Source organism: Niastella yeongjuensis, from assembly GCF_900110245.1.
Taxonomy (GTDB): domain Bacteria; phylum Bacteroidota; class Bacteroidia; order Chitinophagales; family Chitinophagaceae; genus Niastella; species Niastella yeongjuensis.
This window is the reverse complement of the sequence record NZ_FOCZ01000011.1, coordinates 112,779-138,162: the sequence shown is the minus strand read 5'-3', so window position 1 is coordinate 138,162 and position 25,384 is coordinate 112,779. Positions and strand designations below refer to the sequence as shown.

At 45.9% G+C, this 25,384-nt stretch carries 17 protein-coding genes; 11 read left to right on the top strand and 6 right to left on the bottom strand.

All coding sequences use genetic code 11. The features are described 5' to 3' along the window. Positions 1-47 precede the first annotated feature (47 nt). The 5 genes from BMX95_RS25575 to BMX95_RS25555 all read left to right on the top strand — a co-directional run bounded on the left by BMX95_RS25575 (position 48) and on the right by BMX95_RS25555 (position 9,054). A complete protein-coding gene (locus tag BMX95_RS25575; protein WP_081197591.1) occupies positions 48-3,269 on the top strand; it encodes a SusC/RagA family TonB-linked outer membrane protein in 3,222 nt (1,073 codons plus the stop codon). Positions 3,270-3,307: 38 nt separating this feature from the next. Further along, positions 3,308-5,125 carry a RagB/SusD family nutrient uptake outer membrane protein gene (locus tag BMX95_RS25570; RefSeq protein ID WP_081197675.1) on the top strand — a complete coding sequence of 606 codons (1,818 nt, stop codon included), beginning with the start codon at positions 3,308-3,310 and terminating at the stop codon, positions 5,123-5,125. Between the two features lie 10 nt (positions 5,126-5,135). Beyond that, the gene (locus tag BMX95_RS25565; protein WP_081197592.1) at positions 5,136-7,691 is read left to right on the top strand and encodes a bifunctional YncE family protein/alkaline phosphatase family protein; all 2,556 of its coding nucleotides are present in this window, start codon (positions 5,136-5,138) and stop codon (positions 7,689-7,691) included. 214 nt (positions 7,692-7,905) lie between these two features. Then, positions 7,906-8,133 (top strand): hypothetical protein, encoded by a 228-nt coding sequence (locus tag BMX95_RS34645; RefSeq protein WP_133053840.1) that lies wholly within the window; start codon positions 7,906-7,908, stop codon positions 8,131-8,133. Positions 8,134-8,349: 216 nt separating this feature from the next. After that, positions 8,350-9,054: a hypothetical protein gene (locus BMX95_RS25555; protein ID WP_081197594.1), complete on the top strand. Its 705-nt coding sequence runs from the start codon at positions 8,350-8,352 to the stop codon at positions 9,052-9,054. Positions 9,055-9,126: 72 nt separating this feature from the next. Here BMX95_RS25555 and BMX95_RS25550 read toward each other — a convergent pair whose 3' ends face one another. The 6 genes from BMX95_RS25550 to BMX95_RS25525 all read right to left on the bottom strand — a co-directional run bounded on the left by BMX95_RS25550 (position 9,127) and on the right by BMX95_RS25525 (position 13,953). Then, positions 9,127-10,482 (bottom strand): sialate O-acetylesterase, encoded by a 1,356-nt coding sequence (locus BMX95_RS25550; RefSeq protein ID WP_081197595.1) that lies wholly within the window; start codon positions 10,480-10,482, stop codon positions 9,127-9,129. 102 nt (positions 10,483-10,584) lie between these two features. Continuing rightward, entirely contained in the window at positions 10,585-11,295 is a 711-nt protein-coding gene (locus BMX95_RS25545) for a dihydrofolate reductase family protein (RefSeq protein WP_081197596.1), read from the bottom strand. A gap of 153 nt (positions 11,296-11,448) precedes the next feature. Continuing rightward, a complete protein-coding gene (locus BMX95_RS25540; protein ID WP_081197597.1) occupies positions 11,449-11,823 on the bottom strand; it encodes a YybH family protein in 375 nt (124 codons plus the stop codon). A 26-nt stretch (positions 11,824-11,849) separates the two neighbouring features. Continuing rightward, positions 11,850-12,596, bottom strand: coding sequence for an isocitrate lyase/PEP mutase family protein (locus BMX95_RS25535; RefSeq protein WP_081197598.1), 747 nt, complete (start codon positions 12,594-12,596; stop codon positions 11,850-11,852). A 91-nt stretch (positions 12,597-12,687) separates the two neighbouring features. Beyond that, positions 12,688-13,530 (bottom strand): helix-turn-helix transcriptional regulator, encoded by an 843-nt coding sequence (locus tag BMX95_RS25530; RefSeq protein WP_081197599.1) that lies wholly within the window; start codon positions 13,528-13,530, stop codon positions 12,688-12,690. Between the two features lie 66 nt (positions 13,531-13,596). Further along, positions 13,597-13,953 (bottom strand): VOC family protein, encoded by a 357-nt coding sequence (locus tag BMX95_RS25525; protein WP_081197600.1) that lies wholly within the window; start codon positions 13,951-13,953, stop codon positions 13,597-13,599. Positions 13,954-14,214: 261 nt separating this feature from the next. Here BMX95_RS25525 and BMX95_RS25520 point away from each other — a divergent pair, with 261 nt between their 5' ends. The 6 genes from BMX95_RS25520 to BMX95_RS25495 all read left to right on the top strand — a co-directional run bounded on the left by BMX95_RS25520 (position 14,215) and on the right by BMX95_RS25495 (position 25,255). Continuing rightward, a complete protein-coding gene (locus BMX95_RS25520) occupies positions 14,215-15,087 on the top strand; it encodes a helix-turn-helix transcriptional regulator (RefSeq protein WP_165758808.1) in 873 nt (290 codons plus the stop codon). A gap of 375 nt (positions 15,088-15,462) precedes the next feature. Next, positions 15,463-16,323, top strand: coding sequence for a YncE family protein (locus BMX95_RS25515; protein WP_081197602.1), 861 nt, complete (start codon positions 15,463-15,465; stop codon positions 16,321-16,323). A 501-nt stretch (positions 16,324-16,824) separates the two neighbouring features. Next, complete coding sequence (locus BMX95_RS25510; protein WP_081197603.1) at positions 16,825-17,811, top strand: FHA domain-containing protein; 987 nt, start codon at positions 16,825-16,827, stop codon at positions 17,809-17,811. Positions 17,812-17,903: 92 nt separating this feature from the next. After that, positions 17,904-19,355, top strand: coding sequence for a PP2C family protein-serine/threonine phosphatase (locus BMX95_RS25505; RefSeq protein WP_081197604.1), 1,452 nt, complete (start codon positions 17,904-17,906; stop codon positions 19,353-19,355). Positions 19,356-19,358: 3 nt separating this feature from the next. Beyond that, positions 19,359-21,134, top strand: coding sequence for a serine/threonine-protein kinase (locus tag BMX95_RS25500; RefSeq protein ID WP_081197605.1), 1,776 nt, complete (start codon positions 19,359-19,361; stop codon positions 21,132-21,134). A 101-nt stretch (positions 21,135-21,235) separates the two neighbouring features. Continuing rightward, on the top strand, positions 21,236-25,255 hold the full coding sequence (locus BMX95_RS25495; protein WP_081197606.1) for an FtsW/RodA/SpoVE family cell cycle protein: 4,020 nt from the start codon (positions 21,236-21,238) through the stop codon (positions 25,253-25,255). Positions 25,256-25,384: the final 129 nt, after the last annotated feature.

The window sequence follows — 25,384 nt, the reverse complement described above, 5'->3', positions numbered from 1 at the left end:
AGACGCTACTCGCTTTTACTTTAAAAAGCTCCTTTAAACTTTAGTTTATGATATCAAAACTGACTCTCTTTATTTTACTACTCTTTGGTTGCACGGTTGTATTCAGCCAGGATGCAACCGGAGGAAAATCAGGAACCGTAACTGATGCTTCAGGGAAGCCATTACCCGATGTGCTCGTCAGAGACATAAAAACAGGCAATTACGTAAACTCTGACAGCCTTGGAAATTTTACCTTGTCTTCCTATAAAAGCGGTGCAATAGAATTGAGTTATGTAGGTTTCCAAACCCTCAGATTACCTGCCTTTCAGGATGGAATAGTAATCAAATTAACGCCCGTGAGTTCATTGAACGACGTGGTAGTAGTTGGTTACGGAAAAACAAAGAAAATTGATGCTACCGGTGCCATAGACCAGGTTTCCGGTGCACAAATTGCCAAACGCCCCGTAGCGAATGTGTTTCAGGGGTTGCAGGGAGCCAGTCCCGGACTGAACATCACTTACGCAGGTGGACAACCGGGTGCAACGCCCAAGATCAACGTACGTGGCTTTGCTTCCGTTAACGATAATGATGGATCGCCCCTGATCGTTATCGATGGTATTGCTTCCGCTACCGACGATCTGATGCGGATCAATCCGGCAGACATTGCATCGGTAACCGTATTGCGTGATGCCTCTTCTGCAGCTATTTATGGTGCACGTGCAGCTTTTGGTGTAATACTGATCACCACCAAACAAGGCGCCGGCGGTCGGCAGGTGATCAGTTACAACAACTACTTTGCTATCTCAAAAAGAACCGTGCTGCCCCAACCGGTTACTGACCCGTATATATACATGAAGGTGTTGGAAACCTCTACCAACAATACACCCTGGGATTATGTGAACTATACTTCCTGGCAGTATGACTGGGCAAAGCAGCGTTCCGACGATCCCAATTCGGCTCCCGATACCAAGGTGAATCCCGATGACCCTTCTTTATGGGCCTACATGGGAAACAACAACTGGAATGATTACTTTTTCAGTAAAACGAATTCATCACAATACCATACGATCAGTTTAAGCGGCTCTGCACAAACGCCCAACAAAAAAACGATCAACTATTTATTTTCCGGCGATTTTACAGACGAAAACGGATTGAACAAACTGAGTAAAGACGACTGGAAAAGATATGGTTTAAGAGGCAAGATCAACTTCAATCCTTTGCCCTGGCTGAATATCGATAACAATTTCAACGCCTACCAGTTGGAGCGCAACCAGCCATCGTATAACATTACGGATGTTTATACCACGCATCCTACCGATGTGGTAAAAAATCCTGATGGAACATGGGCGAATACGTCGGCAGGCACGCTGGCGGCCCAGCTGGTGGACGGCGGAAGGGATGTTCAAACGAGGTTTGGTTTTCAGGATATCGTCCGCGGCGTTGCCACCCTCTTACATGGCGACCTCCAAATAACAGGTGATGCCAGTTTTAAACGGGAATTATGGAAATATGATACCACATTTTTGCCCTATAATATTGGTTACGGACCCAATGATGTGCGTCAGTTGGGAACGCCAAGTTCCATCACTGAAACCAATGCCACCCTCAAACAATATGTATTCGACCTGTATGCTAACTACAATAAGACATTCGGAAAACATGCCATTAAGCTTACGGCAGGTTATAACCAGGAAGAATACGAATGGAGCCCGGTTTCAGTAAGTAAATCGAATCTCATCTCTTCATCCGTTCCTTATTTAGGACTTGCTACAGGAGATGTTACTTTAAAAACAACTGACCAGAACGGGTATTACTCGTATGCGATCAGAAGTTTCTTTGGAAGAATTAATTATACTTTCAACGACCGGTATATCCTGGAGGGTAATGGCCGCTTAGATGGTTCTTCGCGTTTCCCCAGTAATAACAGGTGGGGTTTTTTCCCTTCCATTTCAGGCGCCTGGGTAGTGAGCAAGGAACCATTCTGGGATCGCATCTCCAATGTTCTTTCCACATTTAAACTGCGCACCTCTTATGGCTGGCTGGGTAACCAGTCTGTATCATATTATGGGTACATACAAAGCCTTAAAATATCACAGTCCAATTATCTGGTCAATGGCTCCCTGCCAACCGTATTAGGGCAGGCGCCCTCCTTATCCGTTGACCCGAATAATTATACCTGGGAAAAAGCAGCTACAAGCAATTTCGGGTTCGACTTCGGCGCATTGAATAACAAGATCACGGGTAGCTTTGATTATTATATCCGCAATACAACCGGTATGCTGGCTCCCAGTCAGGAGTTGCCAGGTGTGCTGGGAACAACGGCACCTTATCAAAATTCAGCCGACCTGCAAACCAAAGGATGGGAAGTTTCATTGGGCTACAGAAATACATTCCGGGTTGCCGGCAAACCTTTTGACTTTGGCGTAAGAGGAATGCTTTCCGATAACCAAAGCCATATCACTAACTATAACAATGCTGCCAAAACCTTCTCTGCAAAATATTATCCTGGTGAAACAATTGGCGAAATATGGGGCCTCACGAACGATGGCATATTTAAAAACGCGGGTGAAGTGGCCAAACTGGATGAATCATCGATCATTCCCTGGGGCGCTTTGCAAATTGTAGACGGATGGCCTAAGTATAAAGATATGGACGGCAACGGGAAAATAGAATCGGGTACATCAGCAACAGACCCTAAAGATTTGAAGGTTATTGGGAACAGCACGCCCCGTTACCGGGTAGGGTTTAACCTGGATATGAGCTGGAACAATATAGATTTCTCACTGTTTTTGCAGGGTGTATTGAAGCAGGATTACTACCCGCACAGTTATCTGTACTGGGGACCTTACCAACAACCTTACGCGAACATCTATCCCTGGAACCTTGATTTCTACCGCGCCAATGCCGAGACCGATGCAGAAAAAGCAACTAATTCAAAATCATATAACGCTGCCGGTCTGGCCGACGCCAATCTCAATGCCCGCTTCCCGGTATTGCAATCATGGCTGGCAGACCATAACTATGGTTCCGGGCTCGATATTCCGCAAACAAATTATTTGCTGAATGCGGCCTACCTGCGGGTGAAAAACCTTACCATTGGTTATACACTTCCTGGTTCTATAATAAATAGGCTGAACATTAGCCGCCTGCGGGTATTTTTCACCGGCGAGAACCTGTATGAGTTTTCCGCTATCAAAAAATATGTAGACCCCGAAGCGGTTTCTGATGACAGGTCATGGGAATATCCCTACCAGCGTAAATTCTCATTCGGCATTAACCTCGACTTCTAATGTTTGGTTTATTTCCATTGCACATTAAAAAAACAGTAATGAAAAAATATCTTATAGCTGTTTCATTTGCTTCTACTATACTGCTGAGCCAGGCTTGCAAAAAAAGCTTCCTGGACAAATATCCGCAAACGACCATTTCACCTGAGCTTTTCTTTAATACTGAAGCTGACTTAAGTCAATATATAAACGGCCTGCTCAATATGCCAGGAACAGGGCAGTACACGGCTGACCAAAACAGCGATAACCTGGCTACCACTTCCGGAAGTATCGATATAAAAAATATAATGATCGGAAGCAATCCCTCTTCCAAAACGGTGTCTGCCGACTTATGGGATTTTACAAGGATCCGAAACATTAATTATTTTCTCGAAAATTATAACAAGGCCAAGGTTAGCCAGGATGTGAAAGACCATTATGCAGGGCTGGCAAGGTATTACCGCGCAGATTTTTATCTGGAAATGGTTAAACTTTTCTCTGATGTTCCCTGGTATTCAACAACCATCAATCCGAACGATTCTGCTGCCTTATATATGGCCCGTACGCCAAGAGCGCAGGTGATAGACAGCCTCATGGCTGATCTGTTATTTGCAAGCACCCACGTTAAAGAACAGGTGCCGGCTGGTACCCCCGGTAAATGGGCTGTAGCAGCAAAATATGCAGGCGCCGCCTTGTTTGAGGGAACATTTAGAAGATATCATCCCGAACTGAATCTTCAGCAAACAGCCGGTGCTTTTCTGGATACTGCAAAAACCGTAGCCGCAAGAATTATGGCTTCAGGTAAATACCGGTTGTACAGCACTGGTAATCCACAGGGTGATTATGCCTCTTTATTTAAAAGCGCCGATCTCTCGGCCAATCCTGAAATTATATTGAACAGGCCATACGACCTGTCAGTAAAGGGAGCGCCAAGCGGTAACAACAATACCGGTATCTGGGGCGACTATGAACAATCCCCTTCAAGAGATCTTGTTCAAACCTATTTAATGAAAGATGGCTCCCGTTTTATCGATGTGAGCGGTTACCAGCAATTCACTTTTGTGCAGGAGTTTCAAAACAGGGACCCGCGGCTGGCGCAAACTTTGGCATTTCCTGGTTTTACCAGAGCGCAGGATGCAGCTCCTTATATACAACGGCTCAATAAAAACTTTTCAGGTTACCATCAACTGAAAGGATATATCAACTCAACCGATAATAATGTGATCGGAAGCGCCGACTTCCCCGTTACCCGGTATGCAGAAATATTACTCACCTATGCTGAAGCGGTGGCTGAACAGGGAACCATTACCCAGGCCGATCTGGATAATACCGTTAATCTTATAAGAACAAGAGTCGGCATGCCTGCTTTATCATTAGCAGTTGCCAATGGGAACCCTGATGCTGTATTGGCAACAAAATACCCTGCCGTAACAGGAGGCAATAAAGGTGTTGTTCTTGAGATCAGAAGAGAGCGCAGGGTTGAGCTGGCTTTGGAAGGCTACCGGTATGATGATCTGTTGAGATGGCATGGCGGTAATTTGCTGTCCAAAATACCAGAGGGTATGTATTTTCCCGGTCTGGGCCAGTTCGATATGTCGGGCGATGGCGTGGCTGATATCATGCTGATCGGTAAAGATGATGCCATCCCGGATGATGCACATAAAGTAAGGAACACATTGGGTGTAACACTGGTTTATTATAAGGCCGGAAGCTTTGGAGAAGATGTAACGGTGTATTTAAAGAATGGGGCACAAGGCGGCAACCTGGTAACGGAAACCACACCCAGACAATTTATAGAGCCTCAATATTACTACCGGCCGGTTCCATACCTGCAAACACAATTGAACCACAACCTGACACAAATTTTCGGTTGGCAATAATCGCACGAATATGAAGAACATTCCATTTCTTTTTGTTTGCCTTTTACTTGCATCGGCCGTACAAAACCTTCAAGCCCAGGAAGTATCCCCAAGCGTGGATACTGTTTCCTGGAACAAACTGTTGGCTGGAGACAAACTGCTTGTAAATAGTCAGTTGTTCAACCCCGCAGGACAAAGCCTTAATTTAACCAAAGGAACCAGGGTAATGAACCTGGACCTGGCGCAGCAGCGGAATTTCCTTATTGCAAAAAACAATAAAGACCTTTCCATCATCGATGCCAATGGCTTTAAAGTGATCAGTCGTTTCGAATACGAAAAAAAAGAAGCGGGTTCAATGAATGGCCTTGCTGTAGATGCCAATGATTCCACCATATATTTTACAGGGGCACAGAAAAACCTATACGTAGGGAATGTTAGTAAGTCGGGCCAGTTTACGCTCACAAAAAAGATCGACTTATCAGTTGGGGCTAAAAATACAACGCCACTTGGAATAGGATTATACAATAACACGGCGTTTGTGGCCCTTGCCGTAACAAATGAACTAGGTGTTGTTGATATTGCCAATGGCAAATTGGTAAGCAGGATTCCGGTAGGTGTTTGTCCGTATGCGGTAGTTATCAGCAAAGACAAAAAACTGGCTTTTGTAAGCAACTTCGGTGGACCGCATGCGCAAAAAGGAGACAGAACGGAAAAGTCAGCGGGAACTGAAGTAGCGGTGGATGACCGTTCGGTAGCCCTGCGCGGCTCCGTTTCAGTAATTGATATCAATACAAAAAAGCCAGTTGCTGAAATTAAAACCCGCATCCACCCGGAATCGATGGTTTTGTCGCCTGATGGCAAGTTGCTGTATATAAGCGATGACAGCGGTGATGGTATCAGTGTGGTTGATGTTCATACTTTCAAGGTTGTACAAACGATCAATACCAAACCTGATCCTTCGCTGCCTTATGGAAGTCTTACTACTGCACTGACATGCAGTGCCGATGGAAAAATATTGTTTGCAGCCAATGCCGGCAATAATTCCATTGCCCTCATTGACCCAAAACAACCACAGCATGGGCCGTATGGTTTTATTGCCGCAGGTGGTTTTCCCGGAACGGTGGCTGTTAGCGGGAATAATTTATTTATCGGGAATGTGACACCGTTAAAAGGTGCTATTCAAAAAGTGTCCCTGCCTCATAATAAAACTGAGTTGAATGAATATACCGCCACTGCAAAGAAGGGGTTTCATTTTATTGAAATGCTGCGGGCACAGGCGGCGGCCAATGCGAAAGCTGCTCCTAAACCCATACCTGATAATCCCGGCGAACCATCTTCTATAAAACATGTGGTGTACATCATCCGGGAAAATAAAAAGTTCGATCAGGAACTGGGTGATATCGGGAAGGGCAACTGTGATCCCAAACTGGTTGAATTCTCTAATGAGGTAACGCCTAACACGCACCAGCTTGCCAAACAATTTGTGTTGTTGGATAATTACTATTGTAACGGCGTAAACTCAAGCGATGGTCATCAATGGGCCATACAGGGGATCACGTCACCGTATCATGAAAAAGATTTCTCTGCCGGCCGCTGCGCGTATGATTTTGGCACCGACCCCTTGTCTTATGCAGGCTGTGGTTTTATTTGGGACCACTTATTGCGTAAGGGAATTTCCTTTAGGAATTATGGGGAAACAGATCTGGCCGAAATAACAAAAGGAAAAACCTGGACCGACGTGTATAGTTCCTGGAAAAATAAAAATGATTCTGCCCAATATAAATGTTCTTATCAAATGGGCACTTTGGAAAAATACAGTGACCTGCGTTTTCCCGGTTGGAACCTGAATATTCCCGACCAGATCAGGGCCGATGTATTTATCAAAGCTTTGCAGGAGTATGAAGCTGCAGGCAGTTTACCAGAGTTCATTGTTATATACCTGCCTAATGACCATACAAGTGGTTACAGTGAAACCGTTCCCACGCCCCGCGCTTATGTAACGGATAATGACTGGGCAACCGGCAGGGTAGTGGAAGCGTTGTCAAAAAGTTCGTTCTGGAAAGATATGGCTGTGTTTATTAATGAAGATGATCCGCAAAGTGGCACGGACCATGTTGACGGACATCGGTCTTTATGTTTGGTGGCTGGGCCTTATGTAAAACGCGATACGTTGATCAGTAATTTTTATAACCAGTCATCGGTACTGCATACCATTTGCCAGATCTTTGGTGTACAGCCAATGAACCAGCTGGTAGCCATGGCGCCACTGATGACAGCCTGTTTCCATGAAACGACTGATTATACGGCTTACAATTGTCTTACCCCATCAATACCCATCAATGAGATGAACCCGCCGAAGGAAAAGATGTCCAGTAAAACTACTGCAAAGCTGGCGCCTTTAACCCAGAAGATGGATTTTTCATTGCCCGACCTTATTGATAAAGACGCTTTATTGTTCAGTAAGTATGTCTGGTCTACCATTCATGGCGACCTGCCCTTTCCAAAAGAATACTTTGGCGCGCATGGCAAAGGTTTGAAAGCATTAGGGTTGAAAATAGATGCTGCGTTCGAAGACGACGATGATTAATATGATAAAAGTGTAGCGTATAAATAAAAATGCCGGACTGAAACAGTCTGGCATTTTTTATAATGGACTTTTATTACCAGCAGGTTTAATATAAAACTTAATCTTTATGATGTTATTTTCCGTAATACCCGTAAAAATACGGTCCTAAAAACCGTAATATTATTGGCCCGGCTCTATTACAAAGGAGTTAAATTGAGACGTAGAAATTTGACCTATGAGCACTATTCATAACAGTATTGAAGAACAACGCTGGGCCTTATTAGAGATGCGTATCTTACTCAACCAGGTACAAAGTACATATGGCCCCAATCCTCCTGCAGACATTCTACTCGCAATAGCTCAAATAGCCCAGGCTAATCGAACAAGATCAACTCCGCATGTTCGTAAACTGAACCATACCATAGGGCTGGATGAGTTTTGCGAAAAAAATAATCTGGACTAATGCTTCTATAAATAATTCCCGGTTTAATTTTTACCTCCTCTTTCTCTTGCTTATCTGCGTTTCTATTCTGGCAGATGACCAGCATCATTTTTGCTTTACGCCCGCCCAAAAACAGGTGTTTGAGTTGTCAGGATTTATAAATCATGGCCATCCTGCAGGCCATTTATTTGGCTATGGAAGGAAAAAGGTAAAACTTCATGTAAAGGAGTATCAATCATGAAAAATAAATCTTTAATGCTACTGGCAGCTATGTTCTCCATAGCAGGAGAGACATTTGCCCAGGGACAGGCAGAAGTAAAAGAAACTGTTGCCATCATAAAAAACAAACTGGTTGAAAGCAAAGAGAAATTAAAGAAATACGAATGGTTGGAAACTACCACCACTTATGTTAAGGGAGATCAGAAGTCCAAAAAACAGAATCACTGCTATTATAGTGTTGATGGGAAACTGACTAAGGTGGAAACAGGGGGATCAACAAAGGACAAATCCAAAGGCGGGCTTAGGGGAAAAATAGGCGCAAACAAAAAGGAAGATATGGCAGACTATATAAAGAAATCAATTGAAAAAGTTCAAACCTATCTTCCCCCGGATGCAGAAAAAGTACAAAAGATATATGCTGCCGGTAAAACAACCCTTCATATTCTTGAGCCAAACAAAAAGATCAAGATCGATTTTATGGATTATAATCAGGCAGGTGATGCGCTCAGTGTAACAGTTGATAAAGTGCGGCAAATAATACTTGCAATAGATGTCAACACCTATATAGATGATCCTGAGGATAAGGTAATATTCAACATAAAATACAATACCCTGCCCGATAAAACGCAGTACGCAGAAATGACAACGCTTCAGGCGGATGCTAAAAAGGTGAAGATCGATATAGAAAATTCGGGTTATAAAAAAGCTGCACCCCAAATGTAAGGGGCAGGCTTCCATAAATTAAAAAGGCCCACCGTAAATGGATGGACCTTTTTTATTTATGGAAGTCAGTGATTACTCGGTTCCTGTCCTATAGGGCTCTCCAGGCAATCCGGCTTTATTGAACAAATTCGGTTGAGAATCTTCTTTCCAGGCAAAACGCAGCGTCACCGGGTCTGCAACGGCTGGTGAGCTAACTACCACATATTTCTTCTTCTTTACGATTCCTGTAGCTGGATAAAATTTTCCATCAGCCCCGGCCAGTTCAAAACCGGCAATTTGAGCGCTGTCATGCGCTACCAATCCAGACTTGGGATTCACGAAATTTACCCGAGCCTGATGGTTGTTAAAGTTTACTGCAGCAACGCGTGGTCCTTCAGAAACCTGCTTTACCTGGTAAGTGTGGTCAAGTGCCAGCCACGCCAGTCGCTTTCCAATTTCCCATTTATAGGTGGGATGGATATCTTCCAGATTGTCTGCCAGATCGGTGGTAATAATGCGGGCGGTATTCCGGGTAATACCCAACACTTTATCCTGGGCCTCGTGGAAGAAGGCCAGGCTGCGGTCGTTCAGTTGTACCTTGGTTTTGGATCCACTGTATTTGAAGGGCGCAATCTGTACATAATAAAACGGAAGACTGTCATTATTCCAAAGACCGCGCCAGCTCGAAATGAGCAATTTCATATTCTTTGTATACTCTTCGCGCTGGTCAAGCATGCAATTGGTTTCACCCTGGTACCAGAGAAAACCTTTTATTGTATAAGGCGCCAGCGGCTGAATAAGTCCGCTGAAAAATTTACCGGCAGGTTCTAAGGTGTCTGTAACCTTGCGGGCCGGCAGCCAGGGCTCAATGGCCGATCCCGGAACAGACGACGCTATCATGCCTACAGGTACCTTCAACCGCGCTTGTAATTCCCGGGCATAATAATAACCGGCTGCAGAAAACTGGCCTATCCAGGGATACTCCGCTTTTTGCCAGCCTTTATTCCGGTCGGATGGTTTGTTCAGATCGCGATGCACCAAAAAGAGCCGGATGGCCGGATTGTTTTCCTGGCTCACCTGTACCGAATCCAGTCCCTGAGAGCGTTTGGCTTTATACCAGTGCGCGCTTCTGTTCATGGTGTATTCCATATTGCTTTGGCCGGAACAAAGCCATACCTCGCCAACCAACACATCTTTGAATTCAACCGTATCGCCACTGATCACGTAGAGTGATTGCCCATTGCTGTTCGCGGGCATGGCATCGAGCCAGAACTGGAAGGTACCATCTGCGCCGGCAACGCCTTCTTTCACTTGTTTACCAAAGATCACTTTCACCGGAGCGCTTGCGGTTGCTTTACCATAAACAGGTACCGGTTTATCGCGTTGCAGCACCATATGATCGCCAAAGACCAGGGGTAACTCGGGTTTGGCAGCTGCGTTCAATGCCACCAGGCATGACAGACAGAAAAATAAGTATTTCAGAATTGTACTATTTTAATTGTAAGTGAGACGCTAATTTACATTGAAAAGTTGCGATGGGCCGGATCTTTCTTACACGTGGTCCAGCACTTTGTACCGTAACCACACAACCTCGTGCTCTATCTGCTTTACTTCCAGCAATTGCAGCAGGGTGGCATCAAATTTTCTGTCTTTCTCTTCAATCTCAAAAACGGAAGTGGTTTCAAGGCGGCCATCGGCAAGGGGTAATATCAATTGGTTATATTCATCTATCAATCCTTCGTTCAGGAAACTGCCGTTCAGGTGACCGCCACCTTCTATCATCAGCGTTTCAATACCGAATAAGGCGGTTAATTTTTCTAATATCACCTTCAAATCAACGGAGTTTTTACCGGCAAAAATATACGATAAGCCAATCTCCTGCAGGTGTGCCAGGTAGCTGTCTTTTACCGATTCTGTTAATACAGCGATCACATGCTGGCCCAGCATATCGCTGCTGTTCCAACCCAGTTTAGCCTGTCCGTCTATAACTACGGCAAAAGAGTCTGCGTTCCGGTTCGCTACAAAATCTTCGCGGCTAATGGTATGGTCTACCTCTTTGTATACCGGTTTTGCGTAATGGGTAAAGTCTTTTTCCATGGTAGTCCTTCCTACGATCCAGTTCTTGTTGCCAATGATTTCATGTACTTTCTCAAAACTTTCTGCGAGGGTTTTCACCTGTTTGTTATTACCCCATTTCTCACTCAGTATTTTACCATCAACAGAAGTCATCATTAAACAGATAACATGCGGCCGTTTGATCATGCGTTGTGTATTTATAATTGAAGAAGTTGAAACAATCTGCGCCCGAAGTTAGTTCATTCCGCAAATACGAGCGGGTTATCCGTTTGTCAAAAAAACAAAAAGGCCTCCCGGTAAAACGGGAAAGCCTCCTTGTATTTCATGGCTATTTCTTTACTATACGTTTTCCAGCGCACCAAAAGCATGGTCAATAACAATTTTCCAGGTGCCATCTGCTTGTTGCTGCATAACTTCGATACCTTTCGATTGGATCTTTACTTCATCACCATCGGTAATGCTCCATTCCGATCTGCCAACCGCCAGGTTACCGGTTTGCAAACAATACACTGTTTTGATCTCCATCTTTCCTTTGATCGATAAGATGGCTTTTATGGCTTCTTCAAATTTTGCTTTACCTGAAACCGGTTTGCCGGGTTCCGGCACAATGATGCCGTTATAATCATACATACTTAAAACGGTGGCTACATCGCCGGTGTTGAAGGCGGCGGCTAAGGTGGCATGGGCATCCTGTGCCCTGGTTGGTAAATTCATGTTGTTGGTTTTTTTATGATAAATGATTATGCAAACAAGGGGGAAAAATTATTGATAGCAGTAATGGCCTGCGTGAGGGGCGTTAAGCTGTCATATAACTTGTTAAATAAAAACGGCCCCATACTTACCCGCTTTACACCCAGCGTTTGTAAGGTCTCGAAATCCGGCAAGCCGGGTATACACATCACATTGATGGGCAGGGTAGTGTGGCTGACTGCCTCGCCAATGTCTGCTTCGGCACTGATGCATGGTAAAAAGACACCATCGGCGCCGGCTGCTTCATACAATTGAATGCGCGCAATGGTTTCGGTTTGTTTGTTGGCTACATTCAACAGGTAGGTATCACAGCGAACGTTGATAAACAGATCCACTTTATTTTTTACATAGGCAATTGTTTCGGCGAATGTGTTGGCGTCCTTCAACTTTCTATTGCCTGATTGCAGGGTTGAATCCTCGATGTTGATGCCGGCAACACCCAGGGTGGCAAGTTGTTGAACGTTGGCGTAAATGGCTTCATTCGTTTTGCCATATCCCATTTCTATATCTACTGTAACGGGAATTTGTACCGTGGCCATTATTCTGCGAACGATCAACAGGTACTCTTCAAAAGGCATGGCTTCGCCATCTTCATACCCTAAACTGTTAGCCACCGCCGCACTGGACGTGGCTACTGCCGGAAAGTTTGCCTGCTGAAATTGCAGGGCGCTTTTGGGGTTCCAGGCATTGGGTAAAATAAACAGGGATTGATGTAATTGTTTAAAGCGGGCTATCATAGCTGATCTTTTTTCTGTTTTTAATTTCGTTTACAGAACAAAGTTATCAGCTGTTGAAAAGAAGAAATTGTATAAAACGGAAGAAACTAAATTAAACCAGGGCGGGTGAAACGTCGGTTTGTGGTTGTGCAGTAACCAGTGTAACCGGTGAATTATTGATGGAGTAACCCGAAGGGGTAGTGCCGGTAAATGCTTTGAATTCTTTTATAAAATGTGACTGGTCGGCATAACCGCATTCATAGGCAATATCTGTTAAGGAGGTGTTCCGGGTAGTAACCAGGCGCAGACTGTGTTGAAACCGGTTGATCTGGCTGTATAATTTGGGCGTAAGGCCGGTGTATTGTAAAAACAACTGTTGCATATACCGGGCTGAAATGCCATAGCGCGCCGCAATGGTTTCCATGGTCTCGTACACATCCTGGTGGCGCAATTCATACATCAGATCTTTCACCATAGCTAACTTACCTAATCTTTTACCGGCTTGTTCTAATTGTTGTATTAACCAGGTTTCCAGTAAAGCGACCCGCTTGTTCCAGGTTCTGGTTTCCAGTAATTGAGCCTGTAGCGTATGTATTGATTTATCGGCGATGTCGGTATAATCCATAACCTGGTTGTTAAACAGGCTGGCTTTATCGGGTAGCATGCTTGCCGCTGCATGCGGGTAAAAACGAACGCCCAGCATGGTATTACGGCCTATAGACCGTACGGGCAGGGGGCGGTTGAGTTGTCCCCATAATTCGATAGGGGAGTGGGTTACAAATTGTTCTCCGGGTTGGGTTTGCCAGTTACCGGTGCCCAGGTTGAAGATGATCTCCATACAACCACTGGGAAATACCGTGTCCTCAAATGTTACTGAGCTCGATGATTCGTACACATAGTAACATTTTACATACTGTTGTAACAGTTGGCCGGGCTTTATTTCAAAATAGGTCATGGTAATGCGTTCTAAAGATACACGAAAATACCAACTGCCTCCTGGGTGAAATTGTAAAAATCGGAACTACCGGGTCACCAGTCCAACCAGGTTCCCCTCGGGATCGGTAAACCACGCAAACTGTTTATTGTTAGGCAGTATCACCGGGCCAACCTGTTTTCTGCCACCGGCTTCTATGATCTTAGACAGTGCATCGTGGATGTCGTCGACCTGGATATAAAACAGCACATAATTGTGGGGATTGTGACCCAGTGAAGTGATCTGTCCCTGAATGCCTTCTTCCGTATTGGTATTGATGAGAGAGGCCATGGGAATGCCGGTGGGCGTCCAGCCAAAAAGATCCGAGTAAAATGTAGCCGTTTTGGATAGGTCTTTACAACCGATCTCAAAAAAGACAACCGGATTGCTAGTTAGAGCTGTCATATTATGTAAGTTTTTTTTATAGTTGGGCTTGTAGCGGAAGGCAACCGATGTTTGTGCGCAGGATAATGGAAAAATTGTCTACTATAATTTACTGAATTTTACGCTATTGGCCAATAGCTTTATAGCTATGGACTCGTTAACATTTCCGCACTGGTTAACTTGAGCAAAAAAGACCAATTTAACCTACTGCGAATGAGGGTATTATTTATAGGTGTAAACATTATGAATGACCCTTATGTAAGGATTTCTTTACTTTGCGGTATGTTAGTACGGTTTCCCACCTCATCCCCCGACAAAGAAGACCTCGACGTACTCCAGCTGGGGAATACGCCGCTGGCCAGATACAGAAAGGCAACTGCCGCCGGTAAAAGAACCAGTTTTATCACCGAGCATACGCTCATTTTTGTGCTGCATGGCCATAAGTTCCTGCACCTGGAAGAGCAAACCCATACGGCTACAGCCGGTCACCTGGTTTTGTTAAAACGCGGTATTTATGCCCTGTCCGAGTTTGTGCCGGATGGCCTGAACTATGAAGCCCTGCTGTTATTCTTTACTGATGACTTTGTAAAGAAATTCCTGCATACGCATCAGTTAACCACCACGCAATCGCCTGCTACTGCGGCGCACCTGGTTATTCCCGCCAATGAATTGCTGAATGGTTTTAAAACGCAGTTCATGGGTTATTTCGGGAAACAACTGCCGGCACTGGAAAGTATCTTACAATTGAAGTTGCAGGAATTGATGTTGTTGTTGCTGGCCGGTCCGCAGGGCCAACAGGTAAAAGCATTCTTTCAAAGCATTGCCTTCGGATTACCTCTAGATATTGACTATATCGTTCGTAAACATTTATTTCAACCGCTGTCGCTGGAAGAACTGGCGAAGCTCTCCGGCCGCAGCCTGGCTTCTTTTAAGCGCGATTTTCAGCACCAATATAATAGTGCACCCAAAAAATGGATCAACGAACAACGATTGGAACATGCCCGCCTGTTACTGCTGCACTCCGGTAAAAATGTATCGGAAGTAGCCCTGGAATGCGGTTTCGAAAACAGCCCACACTTTATTAAGATCTTCAAACAGAAGTTTGGGGTTACGCCTAATAGTCTTCGCGGTAAAGAACCTGCTGCGTTGGCTTAAATGAAGGGCAGAGGGCAGAAGGCAAAGGGCAGAAATTTAATACACGTTTGCTTCGTTTTAAGAGATCCTCCCGCTTTGCGGGAGGCAGGGGGGTGGGTTTATACTGTTAATATTATTCCTTGTGTTGTATCCCAGGCTAATCAAATGACATTGATTGCTTCGCCTGCCGAAGCCTTGGCGGTGGAGGGCCTTCGGCTGTTCCCCATTGCCTACTGCCCACTGCCCACTGCCCACTGCCTTTCACCTCTGCCCTCTGCCCTTTGCCTTCTGCCCTCTGCCCTTTGCCTTCTGCCCTAAATAGGCAATAAAATGAGCTTTTCCCGTTATTATAGGCAGGTCCGTATAAAATATCTTAGCGGTCTTAAATAAAATCAGATGAAATCATTAATCACATTATTGACAGGCATGGTGTTGGTTATTAACACCATGGCGCAGGATAGCCTGGCTTTGTCGCACCCCGAAAGCGTAATCTCCGATGGTAAATTTCTATATGTAACCAATATTGGTAAAGCCATGGATCCGGGAGCAAAGGATGGGGATGGTTATATCAGTAAATTATCGCTCGATGGTAAAGTGATCGAACACAAATTAAATATCTCTAAACTGAATGCCCCTAAAGGAACGGCTATTATCATGGGTATGTTGTATGTAGCCGATATCGATCGCATCATTGGTATAGAAATGGCTACGGGTAAACAACTGGCGGAGATCAACCTGTCGCCTGTTACCGGCTCTAATTTTGTGAACGACCTCACTACAAGAGATGATTTCACTTTGTATGCTTCGTGTACCGATGTAGGCAAGATCGCAGAAGTAAATATAAGAACCGGCAATGTGCGCGTTGTTGCTGATTTAAAAGGCGCCAATGGCATCACTTATGATCAGGCAACCAAACGCCTGTATACCTGCAGTTTTGATTTTCAGAATATGAAAGGCGGTGAGCTCGGCGTGATCTCCTGGAAAACCAAAGTGCCTGTGTATGAAAAATTATGCGACGTGCAAGGCGCTTTTGACGGACTGGCCCTGCTCGATGATCATACCCTTGTTGTATCCGACTGGGGCGCTATGGACCATCCCGCAGGTTTTGTAGAAAAGGTTGATCTTAAAACCAAACAAGCTACCAAACTCGACTGGCCCGTAATCAATGGCCCCGCCGATTTTTACCTGAACGCCAGTGAGAAGAAGATCTATATTCCTGTGTTGGTAGAAGGGAAGTTGGTGATTCAACAACTCTAAGGGCAGAAGGCAGAGGGCAGAGGGCAGAGATGAACAGCCGAATACAGCTTAAAGCTATAAGCCATAAGCTGTAAGCAAATACATAGCTGAGCGGCAACGCCACTAACGCTATAACATATTATAAAGGAAAAGCCTTGAGGTTAGTGACCTTAAGGCTTTTCCTTTATATAGTAAGAAGCTCTAAACTTATCCCTCTATCAACTCTGTCAACATCATCAACCATCTCTATCCTCTGCCTTTCCCATTGCCCATTGCCTACTGCCTACTGCCTTTCTTCTCTGCCCTCTGCCCTCTGCCCTTTGCCCTTTGCCCTCTGCCCTTTGCCCTCTGCCCTTTCCTTAAAACAACGTTAAACCCACTCACCCAAAAAGTTAAATATTTCTGGCAAGCTTTTTTCCATAACAAAGACAATACCAAACATTATATTTTCTTTACAAAGTGCACACGCTCAAATCCATTACTTTTAGTTCGCATAATAACCGTGTAAAAACAGGGAATCCCATGAAGAAAAAATCAGGAGATTTTTTTGCGGCCCTCAAATCAATAATACTACCGGAAAGCAATGACCATCGTCCCGCCAATGGTCCGGTTACCAACAACGTTATCTTAAAGGAATTGCTGGATTGTTTTGATAATTCGTGTAAACGCGAATCGGTTGGCAAAAGCTTGTTGTTTAACATGCACTACCTCATCATCCTGCACCCTGAAGTGTACGAAGAACGGTTACCCTCCCTCCCCATCATAGTCAAAGAAGCACTGAAAGCATTCTATAATAATCTGAAACGCTATAGAAAGAATTACGATGAACTGTCGCCGGTGTCGTTTCACTGGCATTTCCGGTTTGCACCCGGTACCGATTTCAACCAGGAAAAGATCTCGATAGAAGATGTGCGCGTGATCGGTATGCTCACGGGGTTAAAACCAGCTGGCAGCGGTAGCAACGATCGCCACAATACGGCGAAAGTGACCATGAAATCAAAAGCTACCAATGTGTTCGACAAAATGGACATCAACCTCGATGTGTTGCGTCATTTACATTTTGCCGAGAATGGCACCTTCACCGTGAAGTTTAATCCCGAACTGAATGTAAGCAATGTAGCGGTTACGAATAATACGGTGCAGAAAACAGCCCGCAATGCCGATGCCGGACTGGCACGCATTGAATGTTACATGGCCGATACAAGTAAAGAAGTAGTGTACATTATGAAGGATACGGAGATTGTAATTGCCCGCAAGGAGCCTGAGAACCTGGGCTACAGCAATTACATGCTTATTGAATCGGCGTTTGTGTCGAACCCGCATGCCCGCATCCGATGGAATGAAGCGCAGCAGTCGTTCCAGATCGCTTCTTTCAGCAACAATGAAACGCGGGTAAATGAAACGGTGATCGCAAAAAGTGAAGCCGGTGAGCCACGCTGGTTCGATTTGAACGACAAAAACCAGGTGCTGTTAAACGGCATGGTAACGCTTACGCTTAAACAGCTTTAAACCATCTATGATCAACACCATCTCATCCATAGCATTATTTGTGTTTGTGCTTATTTTATTGTTACGGCATTTTAAAAACCTGCCACGATAATATGAAAACTATTACGCTTAGTGGCAATACGCATCCCGGCATGCGGCGAACGGACAACGAAGATACCTTCACCTGCCGCCAGTTATGGTCGCCCGATAAGGCCTTGCTGGTAGTGGTGGATGGAGTAGGAGGGTATGCAGGTGGAAAACGCGCGGCGGCTATTGCCAGGGATTCTATTGATCAATACATGACTACGCCCAAGGGCGATACGCTCACCATGTTGCGCGAGGCCGTGATCTTCGCCAACAACCGCATTACCGAAGAGCGGATGCTAAACCTCAAATACGGGGAAATGTGTTGTGTACTAACGGCGGCCGTGGCCGATGCTGCTGCCGGGGTGGTATACTTTGTGCATGTGGGCGATACCCGCCTGTACCGCTATCGCAAGGACGAACTGCAGAAGCTTACAAAAGATCATTCTTTTGTAGGCCTGCGCGAAGACGCGGGTGAGATCACCGAGCGCGAAGCGATGAGCCACCCGCAACGCAATCAGATCCTGCGCGAAGTGGGGTCTGCCATTCACCGCATCGATGATGAGGACTTTATGCAGTACGGCAAAGAAGAACTGTTGCCGGGCGATGGCCTGCTGTTATGCAGCGACGGACTGACCGATATGGTAACCGCCAAACAAATAGCCGAAGTGCTGGCAACTTCGGCCGCCTTAAATACCAAGGTCAATAATATCATTGCGCTGGCCAATGAAATGGGCGGCCACGATAACATCACCGTAGTACTGTTAAAGAACAATAAAGCCAAACAAACAACACAACCAGTCAATGGAGCAAAAGCAAAAAAGATTGTTAAAACAAAGGCTGATACAAAAGAGACTACACCGCCTGTTCCTTCAGCCAAACTGGAAGATAAACCAGCACCTGTTAAAAAACCGGGTAGCAGTAACAAATGGTTGAAGTGGAACGTACCGGTCATGGTGCTGCTGGCAGTAAGCAGCTGGTTCTTTTTTTCGCGGAACAATGAAACAACGGCCACCACACCCGATCAGCCTGCCAATGTGCAACAGATAAACTCGGTAGAGGATAGTATGAAGAAAATGCCAGCTACTATCTTCAGTGGGCAGCATGCCGCGCCCTCCGGCCCGGGTGCTGTGCAAATACCGGATACCCTCCGGTTGTCGGCCACTGCCAATCTTGTAGCGGTTCAGCGTTATGCCGATAGTGTTGGCAATACCATCCTGTTGTTACCGGCTAAAGAAAAAGTTAATCATTTCGCAGCAGTGGAAATTAACAAAGCTACAGCTAAACCAGGTGATACCTTAGTAATAAGAAACCTGCGCATGAAAGGGTTTGAAGTTGGCATCAAAGTAAGTATTCCCGTGCATGTAAAGCTCGAGAATACATTTTTTGAAAACGTTAAGTATCCTGTGAGTAACCAGGTTAAACCTGATACTACAAATAAAAGTCTCTCTGTACAGGTAGTCAGCACAGAGATGCAATAAACTATGGCAACTTCAATTTTTAAAGAATACTTCAAAGGATACGAGATCCTGGGTGAGATCGGCAGGGGCAATGCCCGCGTGCTGAAAGCAAGGCACCTGGGTTCGGGTGCCCTGGTTGCCATCAAGCACTTTGCCTTTAATACCGATGCCGATACACTGCGCCGTTTTCAACGCGAATCGGAGATCATGAAGTCCATTCAGCATGACCACATCGTAAAAATAGTAGACGTTCACCTCGATGCCGAATTGCCCTATATCGTTATGCAATTGATAGAGGGCGGCGATGTGCGCCGGTTATTAAAAGACCGCGGCACGCTGGAGGTAGATACGGTAATACAACTGGCGCAACACATGACCGATGCCCTCGACGCCATTCACGCCAAAGGCGTCGTACACCGCGACATCAAACCCGAGAACATCATGTACCGCCGCCTGCCCAATGGCGAGCTGCATTTTCTATTAACCGATTTTGGCATCGCCAAACTCAGGGAACAAACCAATACCGTTACCGGTTCTTCCATGCTTACCTATGAGTATGCATCGCCTGAGCAGTTCAGTCATGCCCGCACGGTTTCCACACCTACCGATTATTATTCCCTGGGCGTGGTGTTGTATGAATGTTTAACAGGTGCTGTACCGTTCGATTATAATGATGAAGATCTTTTGTGGCACATCAACCGGGTAATTGAATGCCCCATTCCCGAAGTGGTGTTGCCCGATAACCGGTTTCCGCCTCCAAGCCTGTTGCAATTGTTACATGGCCTGCTGGCCAAACAGGCCGTTCATCGCCTCAGCAATACCGAACATGTACGGCAGTTGTTACAGAAAGCTGCGTTGGAAAATGCACAGTCGCGGTACGTAAAACCAGTCAGCGTTGGCAAAACAAAAAAGGTAACGCAGGTATTGGCCAATACCAAAGTGCCTGCGGCCGTTGCCGGTAATAAGAAAGAGATCGTGTTCACCATCCTGGGTGTATTGTTGTTCAGCGCGTTTATGATGGGTATGTGGGCCGTATTTCCGCATAAAGAAGACCCTCAGCCGGGCGATGACAACGCCGCCGCAGTGCTGCCTGTTGATTCCGTGGCAGTAGCCAGTGTGAACCGCAAATCGCTTCCTGCCCATAATAATAAATCCCTGATCACACCGGCCGTTCATGAAACACCAGCGGAGATCAGTTCCGTGGCCAATGCCGGCACGCCGCAAACCGATGCAGGCGTGTCATTACAGAACGGTATGTACTACGACGACTTCAGCGATGATGTGGACAGCATTTGGGAGATCGGGAAAGATGAGAACAGTGTTTTTAAATTCTCGCATGGTAAATACATCATCAAGGGGCTCACGGATAGTTTAACCTATCACGCCACCGTAAAATTCGATCTGAATATAGAACGCAACTTCAGTGTGTCGGCCAGCGCTACCCAATGGGGCAATGAACCAGATGAAGCCTATGGTATTAACTTTTGCGGCAATACCGACACCGACGCCTATTATGTATATTACATCACTTCCAATGGTTACTATTCTGTTGGGTCAATGACCAATGGCGACTGGCAGCCGATCATTAACTGGACACACACTGCCAACATTCATCCCAACAGTGAAATGAATACCCTCAGTATTGAAAAAAGAAATAACTCGATCTTCTTTTATATAAATGATAAAGTAGAAAATGTGTTGCCCTTTACCGGCGGCTATGGCAATTGTTTCGGCATGCGGGTGGATGGTGCACAAACGGTAGCTTTTGATCAGTTGATTGTAAAGGGATCGAGGCAATAGTCAATGGGCAATAGGCAATGGCCGTTTTTATCCCCCTCCTGGGAGGCTAGGGGTGGGTTCATAATGTTAATATTGCGAGGCAACATAACCTAACAAACTAAATGGACATTCCAAAAGATTCATATAGTAAGCGTAAAACAGAGGGTTGGGTCCTGCTGGCCAGTTCGGCTGTTTTGATGCTCGTGCTGTTTGTAAAACTGTTCTTTACATTATCACCCGCATTGACCCGTGCCGATGAAGCATTGCGATCTGGCCGGGCCATTAAACTCGAAGCGGGTTTAAATAAAGACACCTTACGAAAGATCCTTACCAACGGAAACTTCTTTGCCGATGACCGCGATGTTGATTTACTCGTTGATTCATTATCCATGCGTTTGATCACCGTAGGCCCGGTTGATAACCTGGGTAGCATTAATAAAGGGGCCTTTAGTTTAGTGGCGCCCGTTGAATGGAAAGCCCCCGATGGCGGGGTAGATTTTCAGGGCCGGTTGGAAGCTTCGCGCCAACGCCTCGGTTTTGACTCGGTGTTATACCGGCAGGAATTAAAAAATCCGACGGCGTATCCCCCGGCAGTCAATGTATCAACAGGAACACATGAAATAAAGGGAAAAATCCTGTACCAGGATCAACCCATGCCCGGCACGCTGGTGCAATTGCGCGAACACATTGCCACACTCGATGAAGATTCTCTTTACGATCATGTAATTTATGCCCGTACCGATAACAATGGTGAATTTCATTTTACTGGTCTGGTTACAGATTCTGGTTATAGTGTGCTGCCGCTGAAACCCGGTTTTGAATTTGGCGCCCGCCAGGGAAGCGCCCGCTTATCGAAGGACAGGTCCTTTATCTTCACCGGTAAACCTCATAAGGTAAGGTTGATAGGCCCCATTGCTTATGCACAAATGAAAGAAGACGGCGTGCTGCTGGTAAGAACGCCGGAGGAATTCATTACCTCTTATTGGTTAATTGTCGGAGGCTGTATCCTGGCTTTCTTCCTGGCACATATTATTTTATGGCTCCGCAAAAAAGAGCCCGACGTTTTTATCTTGCCCTTGCTGCTGTTGTTGTGCAGCATCTCTATCCTGCTATTATTTAGTATCCAAAACCCGCTGACTGATACGTTACACGCTGCACAGGCGTTGCAGGGAGTTATTATCGGGTTGGCGGGTTTTGTTGTTTTTGCGTTGATCGACATCCGTAAATTATATACCCGCTGGTGGTTCGATGCCCTGTTCAATTTCAAACAAAAGAATGTATATGGCCTCCGGGGCTGGACCTGGCTCGTACTCGCCATCGGCATGGCATTGCTGACCTTGTTGATAGGAACGGGACCCGAAGGGAGTGGGGTGAAAGTAAATATCCAGCTCGGCGGTTTTACTTTTCAGCCCAGTGAGATCACCAAGTATTTGTTACTCTTGTTCCTGGCCGGCTTCTTTGCCGCCAATGAAGAGAACATTAGAAACCTGTCAGATATCCGCTGGCGCTTCCTGGTTAGTATTGGCGTGCTGCTGGGCGTGGGTGTTGTGCTGGCGCTGTATCTGCTGATGGGTGATATGGGCCCTGCCATGGTAGTTTGTTTTACCTTTTTGTTCTTCTATAGCATTGCACGCGGCAATCTGTTGTTGACGGTTTTGGCGGGTGTGGTGTATTGCCTGTTGTTGAACTATGTACCGGGCTGGCTGGCGACTGCCATCAGTTTTGTGGCAGTCCTTGTAACCATGATCATCCAGCGCCAGGTAAAAACCGTGAAATGGTATGGCGCTTTTGCCGCATTGACCGATGCCCCTGTAATTATATTATTAGTAATAGCTGCCTTTGCTTTTGGTGATCAGCTACCGGGTATTGGCGACCGCCTCGCCGATCGCAAAGCCATGTGGTTAAGCCAGTGGGATAATGACGTTTTTGGCGGCGATCACCTCGCGCACAGTTATTGGACACTCGCATCGGGCGGACTAACCGGACAAGGCCCTGGACGCGGTTTCCCCAATACCATGCCCGCAGCGCATACGGATATGATCCTGCCAAGTATTGGCGAAGAACTGGGCTGGCTGGGGCTGGTAGCCGTATTCCTCGTGTTCGGCATCCTGATCCATCGTTCGTTTTTACATGCCCGCCGGGCCGGTCAGCCGTTTAGCTTTTATTTGTGTGCCGGTATTGCCATCGCAACCGGTATCCAGTTCCTGCTGATTGCCGGTGGCTCTATCGGGTTATTGCCACTCACGGGTGTCACCGTTCCTTTCCTGAGTTATGGAAAGATCTCGCTTATTGTAAACCTCGCGGCCATGGGCATTGTAGCGGGTATTTCATCGCGGCCGGGGTTGGCCATTCAAACCGAACACCTGCGCAAATACTACGACTTTGTGCTGGGCACTGGCATCCTGTTCTTTTTAGCGGGCATAGCTACCTTAATGGCGAAGTTGTACCAGGTGCAGGTAGTGCACAGCAAAGAGATCCTGGTGAAAGCAGCACGCGTGATCAATCGCAATGGCCTGCCAATTTATAGTTACAACCCGCGCATCGATAAACTCACGCGCATATTGGCCGCCGGTTCTATTTACGATCGCAATGGCCTGGTGATCGCTACCAGTGAACCGCGTGTTATCAAAAAGAACATGAGTGCGTACCTGGAAGCAGGCATCGATACAACAAAGTTGGAAAACCTGATGCAAAAAAGAGTGGTGCGCTTTTATCCCTTTGAAGAAGACCTGTTCTTTTGGACGGGCGACTACAATACCCGCCTCTTCTGGGGACAAAGCAATGGCTATTTTGCAGAAGCGCGTCATTTAACGAGCTTACGCGGATATGCAACCAGTCCGGAAAGACGCGATTATGTAAGTACAGAATATCGTCCGGATAAATTTACGCATCCGGTTCAAAAGACCATCAAACTGGTGAGTTATGATTATTCCCCGCTGGTTGAAAGCCTGCAATCAGGCATCGATACTACCAATGAAGCCGTACGGGCAATAAAACACAAAGACCGCGATATTCATTTAACCATCGATGCGGCTTTGCAAAAAGAGATCCAGGATTCCCTGCATAAAAGCAATTTCAAAAACGACCGCATCGCGGTGGTGGTGATGGATGCAGGCACCGGCGATCTGCTGGCTTCGGCTTTGAATCCATTACCTAATTTACAAATGCCCGATCTGATGTTACTGCCCGATCGCGAACGCAACAAACTGCCAAAACCGGTTACCGATCGCGACCTGGGTATGACCTATGCCACCGCGCCCGGTTCCACCGCAAAAATATTGACCGGTATGGCAGCCTTTAATAAAATGGGCCCCGCTGCCGCCAAAGTAAAATACACCGATATCTATCGCCCCGAGATCTTTCGTGATAATCCAACAGAACAGGAACCGTTCATCCCCAAAGTGAATTATGTGGATATGCACGAAGCCATCGTGAATTCAAGTAACATCTTCTTTATCCGCATGGCCAATGAGAACAGTTTGGAAGAACAGATGGCGGCCTTGTACCAGGCAACAGGTATGAACATCGATCAACGTGGTGGCTACGATTATGCACCTGCTACCAATAAAATAAAACAAGCCGAAGACCTGGCCGACTGGCGCAAAGAAGTGATGAACCACGACCGGCGCGCCTACAACAATCCGAAATTAATGGGTACCAAGAACCGGTATCGCAGTCCATTCTCGGGACTGGCCTGGGGACAAAGTTCACTCACTTCCACCCCGGCTTCTATGGCGCGTATGGCAGGCGCTATTGCGAATAACGGAGTGATGATGCCGACACGGTATTTGTTGAAAGAAGCAGGCGTTGGACAGCCAATAGCCACAGGCGTCGATATAGCCGGTGATACCACCTATGCAGGTACACTTACGCGATATATGATTGATCAAAGCAACCAGCCGGGAAAACAAAAGATAAAGAACCTGGTAGTAGCCGGGAAATCAGGAACACCCGAACGCGTGATCAATGGCGAGATAGAATCCGATGGTTGGTATGTATTTTTCGCCCCCACACCCGATCACCGCTCCCGAACCGTAACCTGTATAAGAATTGAACGGGGAAAAGGTAGTTCCAATGCGGTATTAGTTGCTAATTCGATAACAAGGGTGTTGGAGAAACGAGGGTACATTACGTCTTTTTAGTTTAAAGTTGAAAGTTTAAAGTTGAAAGTTGAAAGTTTAAAGTTGAAAGTTTAAAGTTGAAAGTTTAAAGTCCAAAGCCAGTATGTGATTCTTTAAACTTTGAACTTAAAACTACTTCCCAATTAAGTC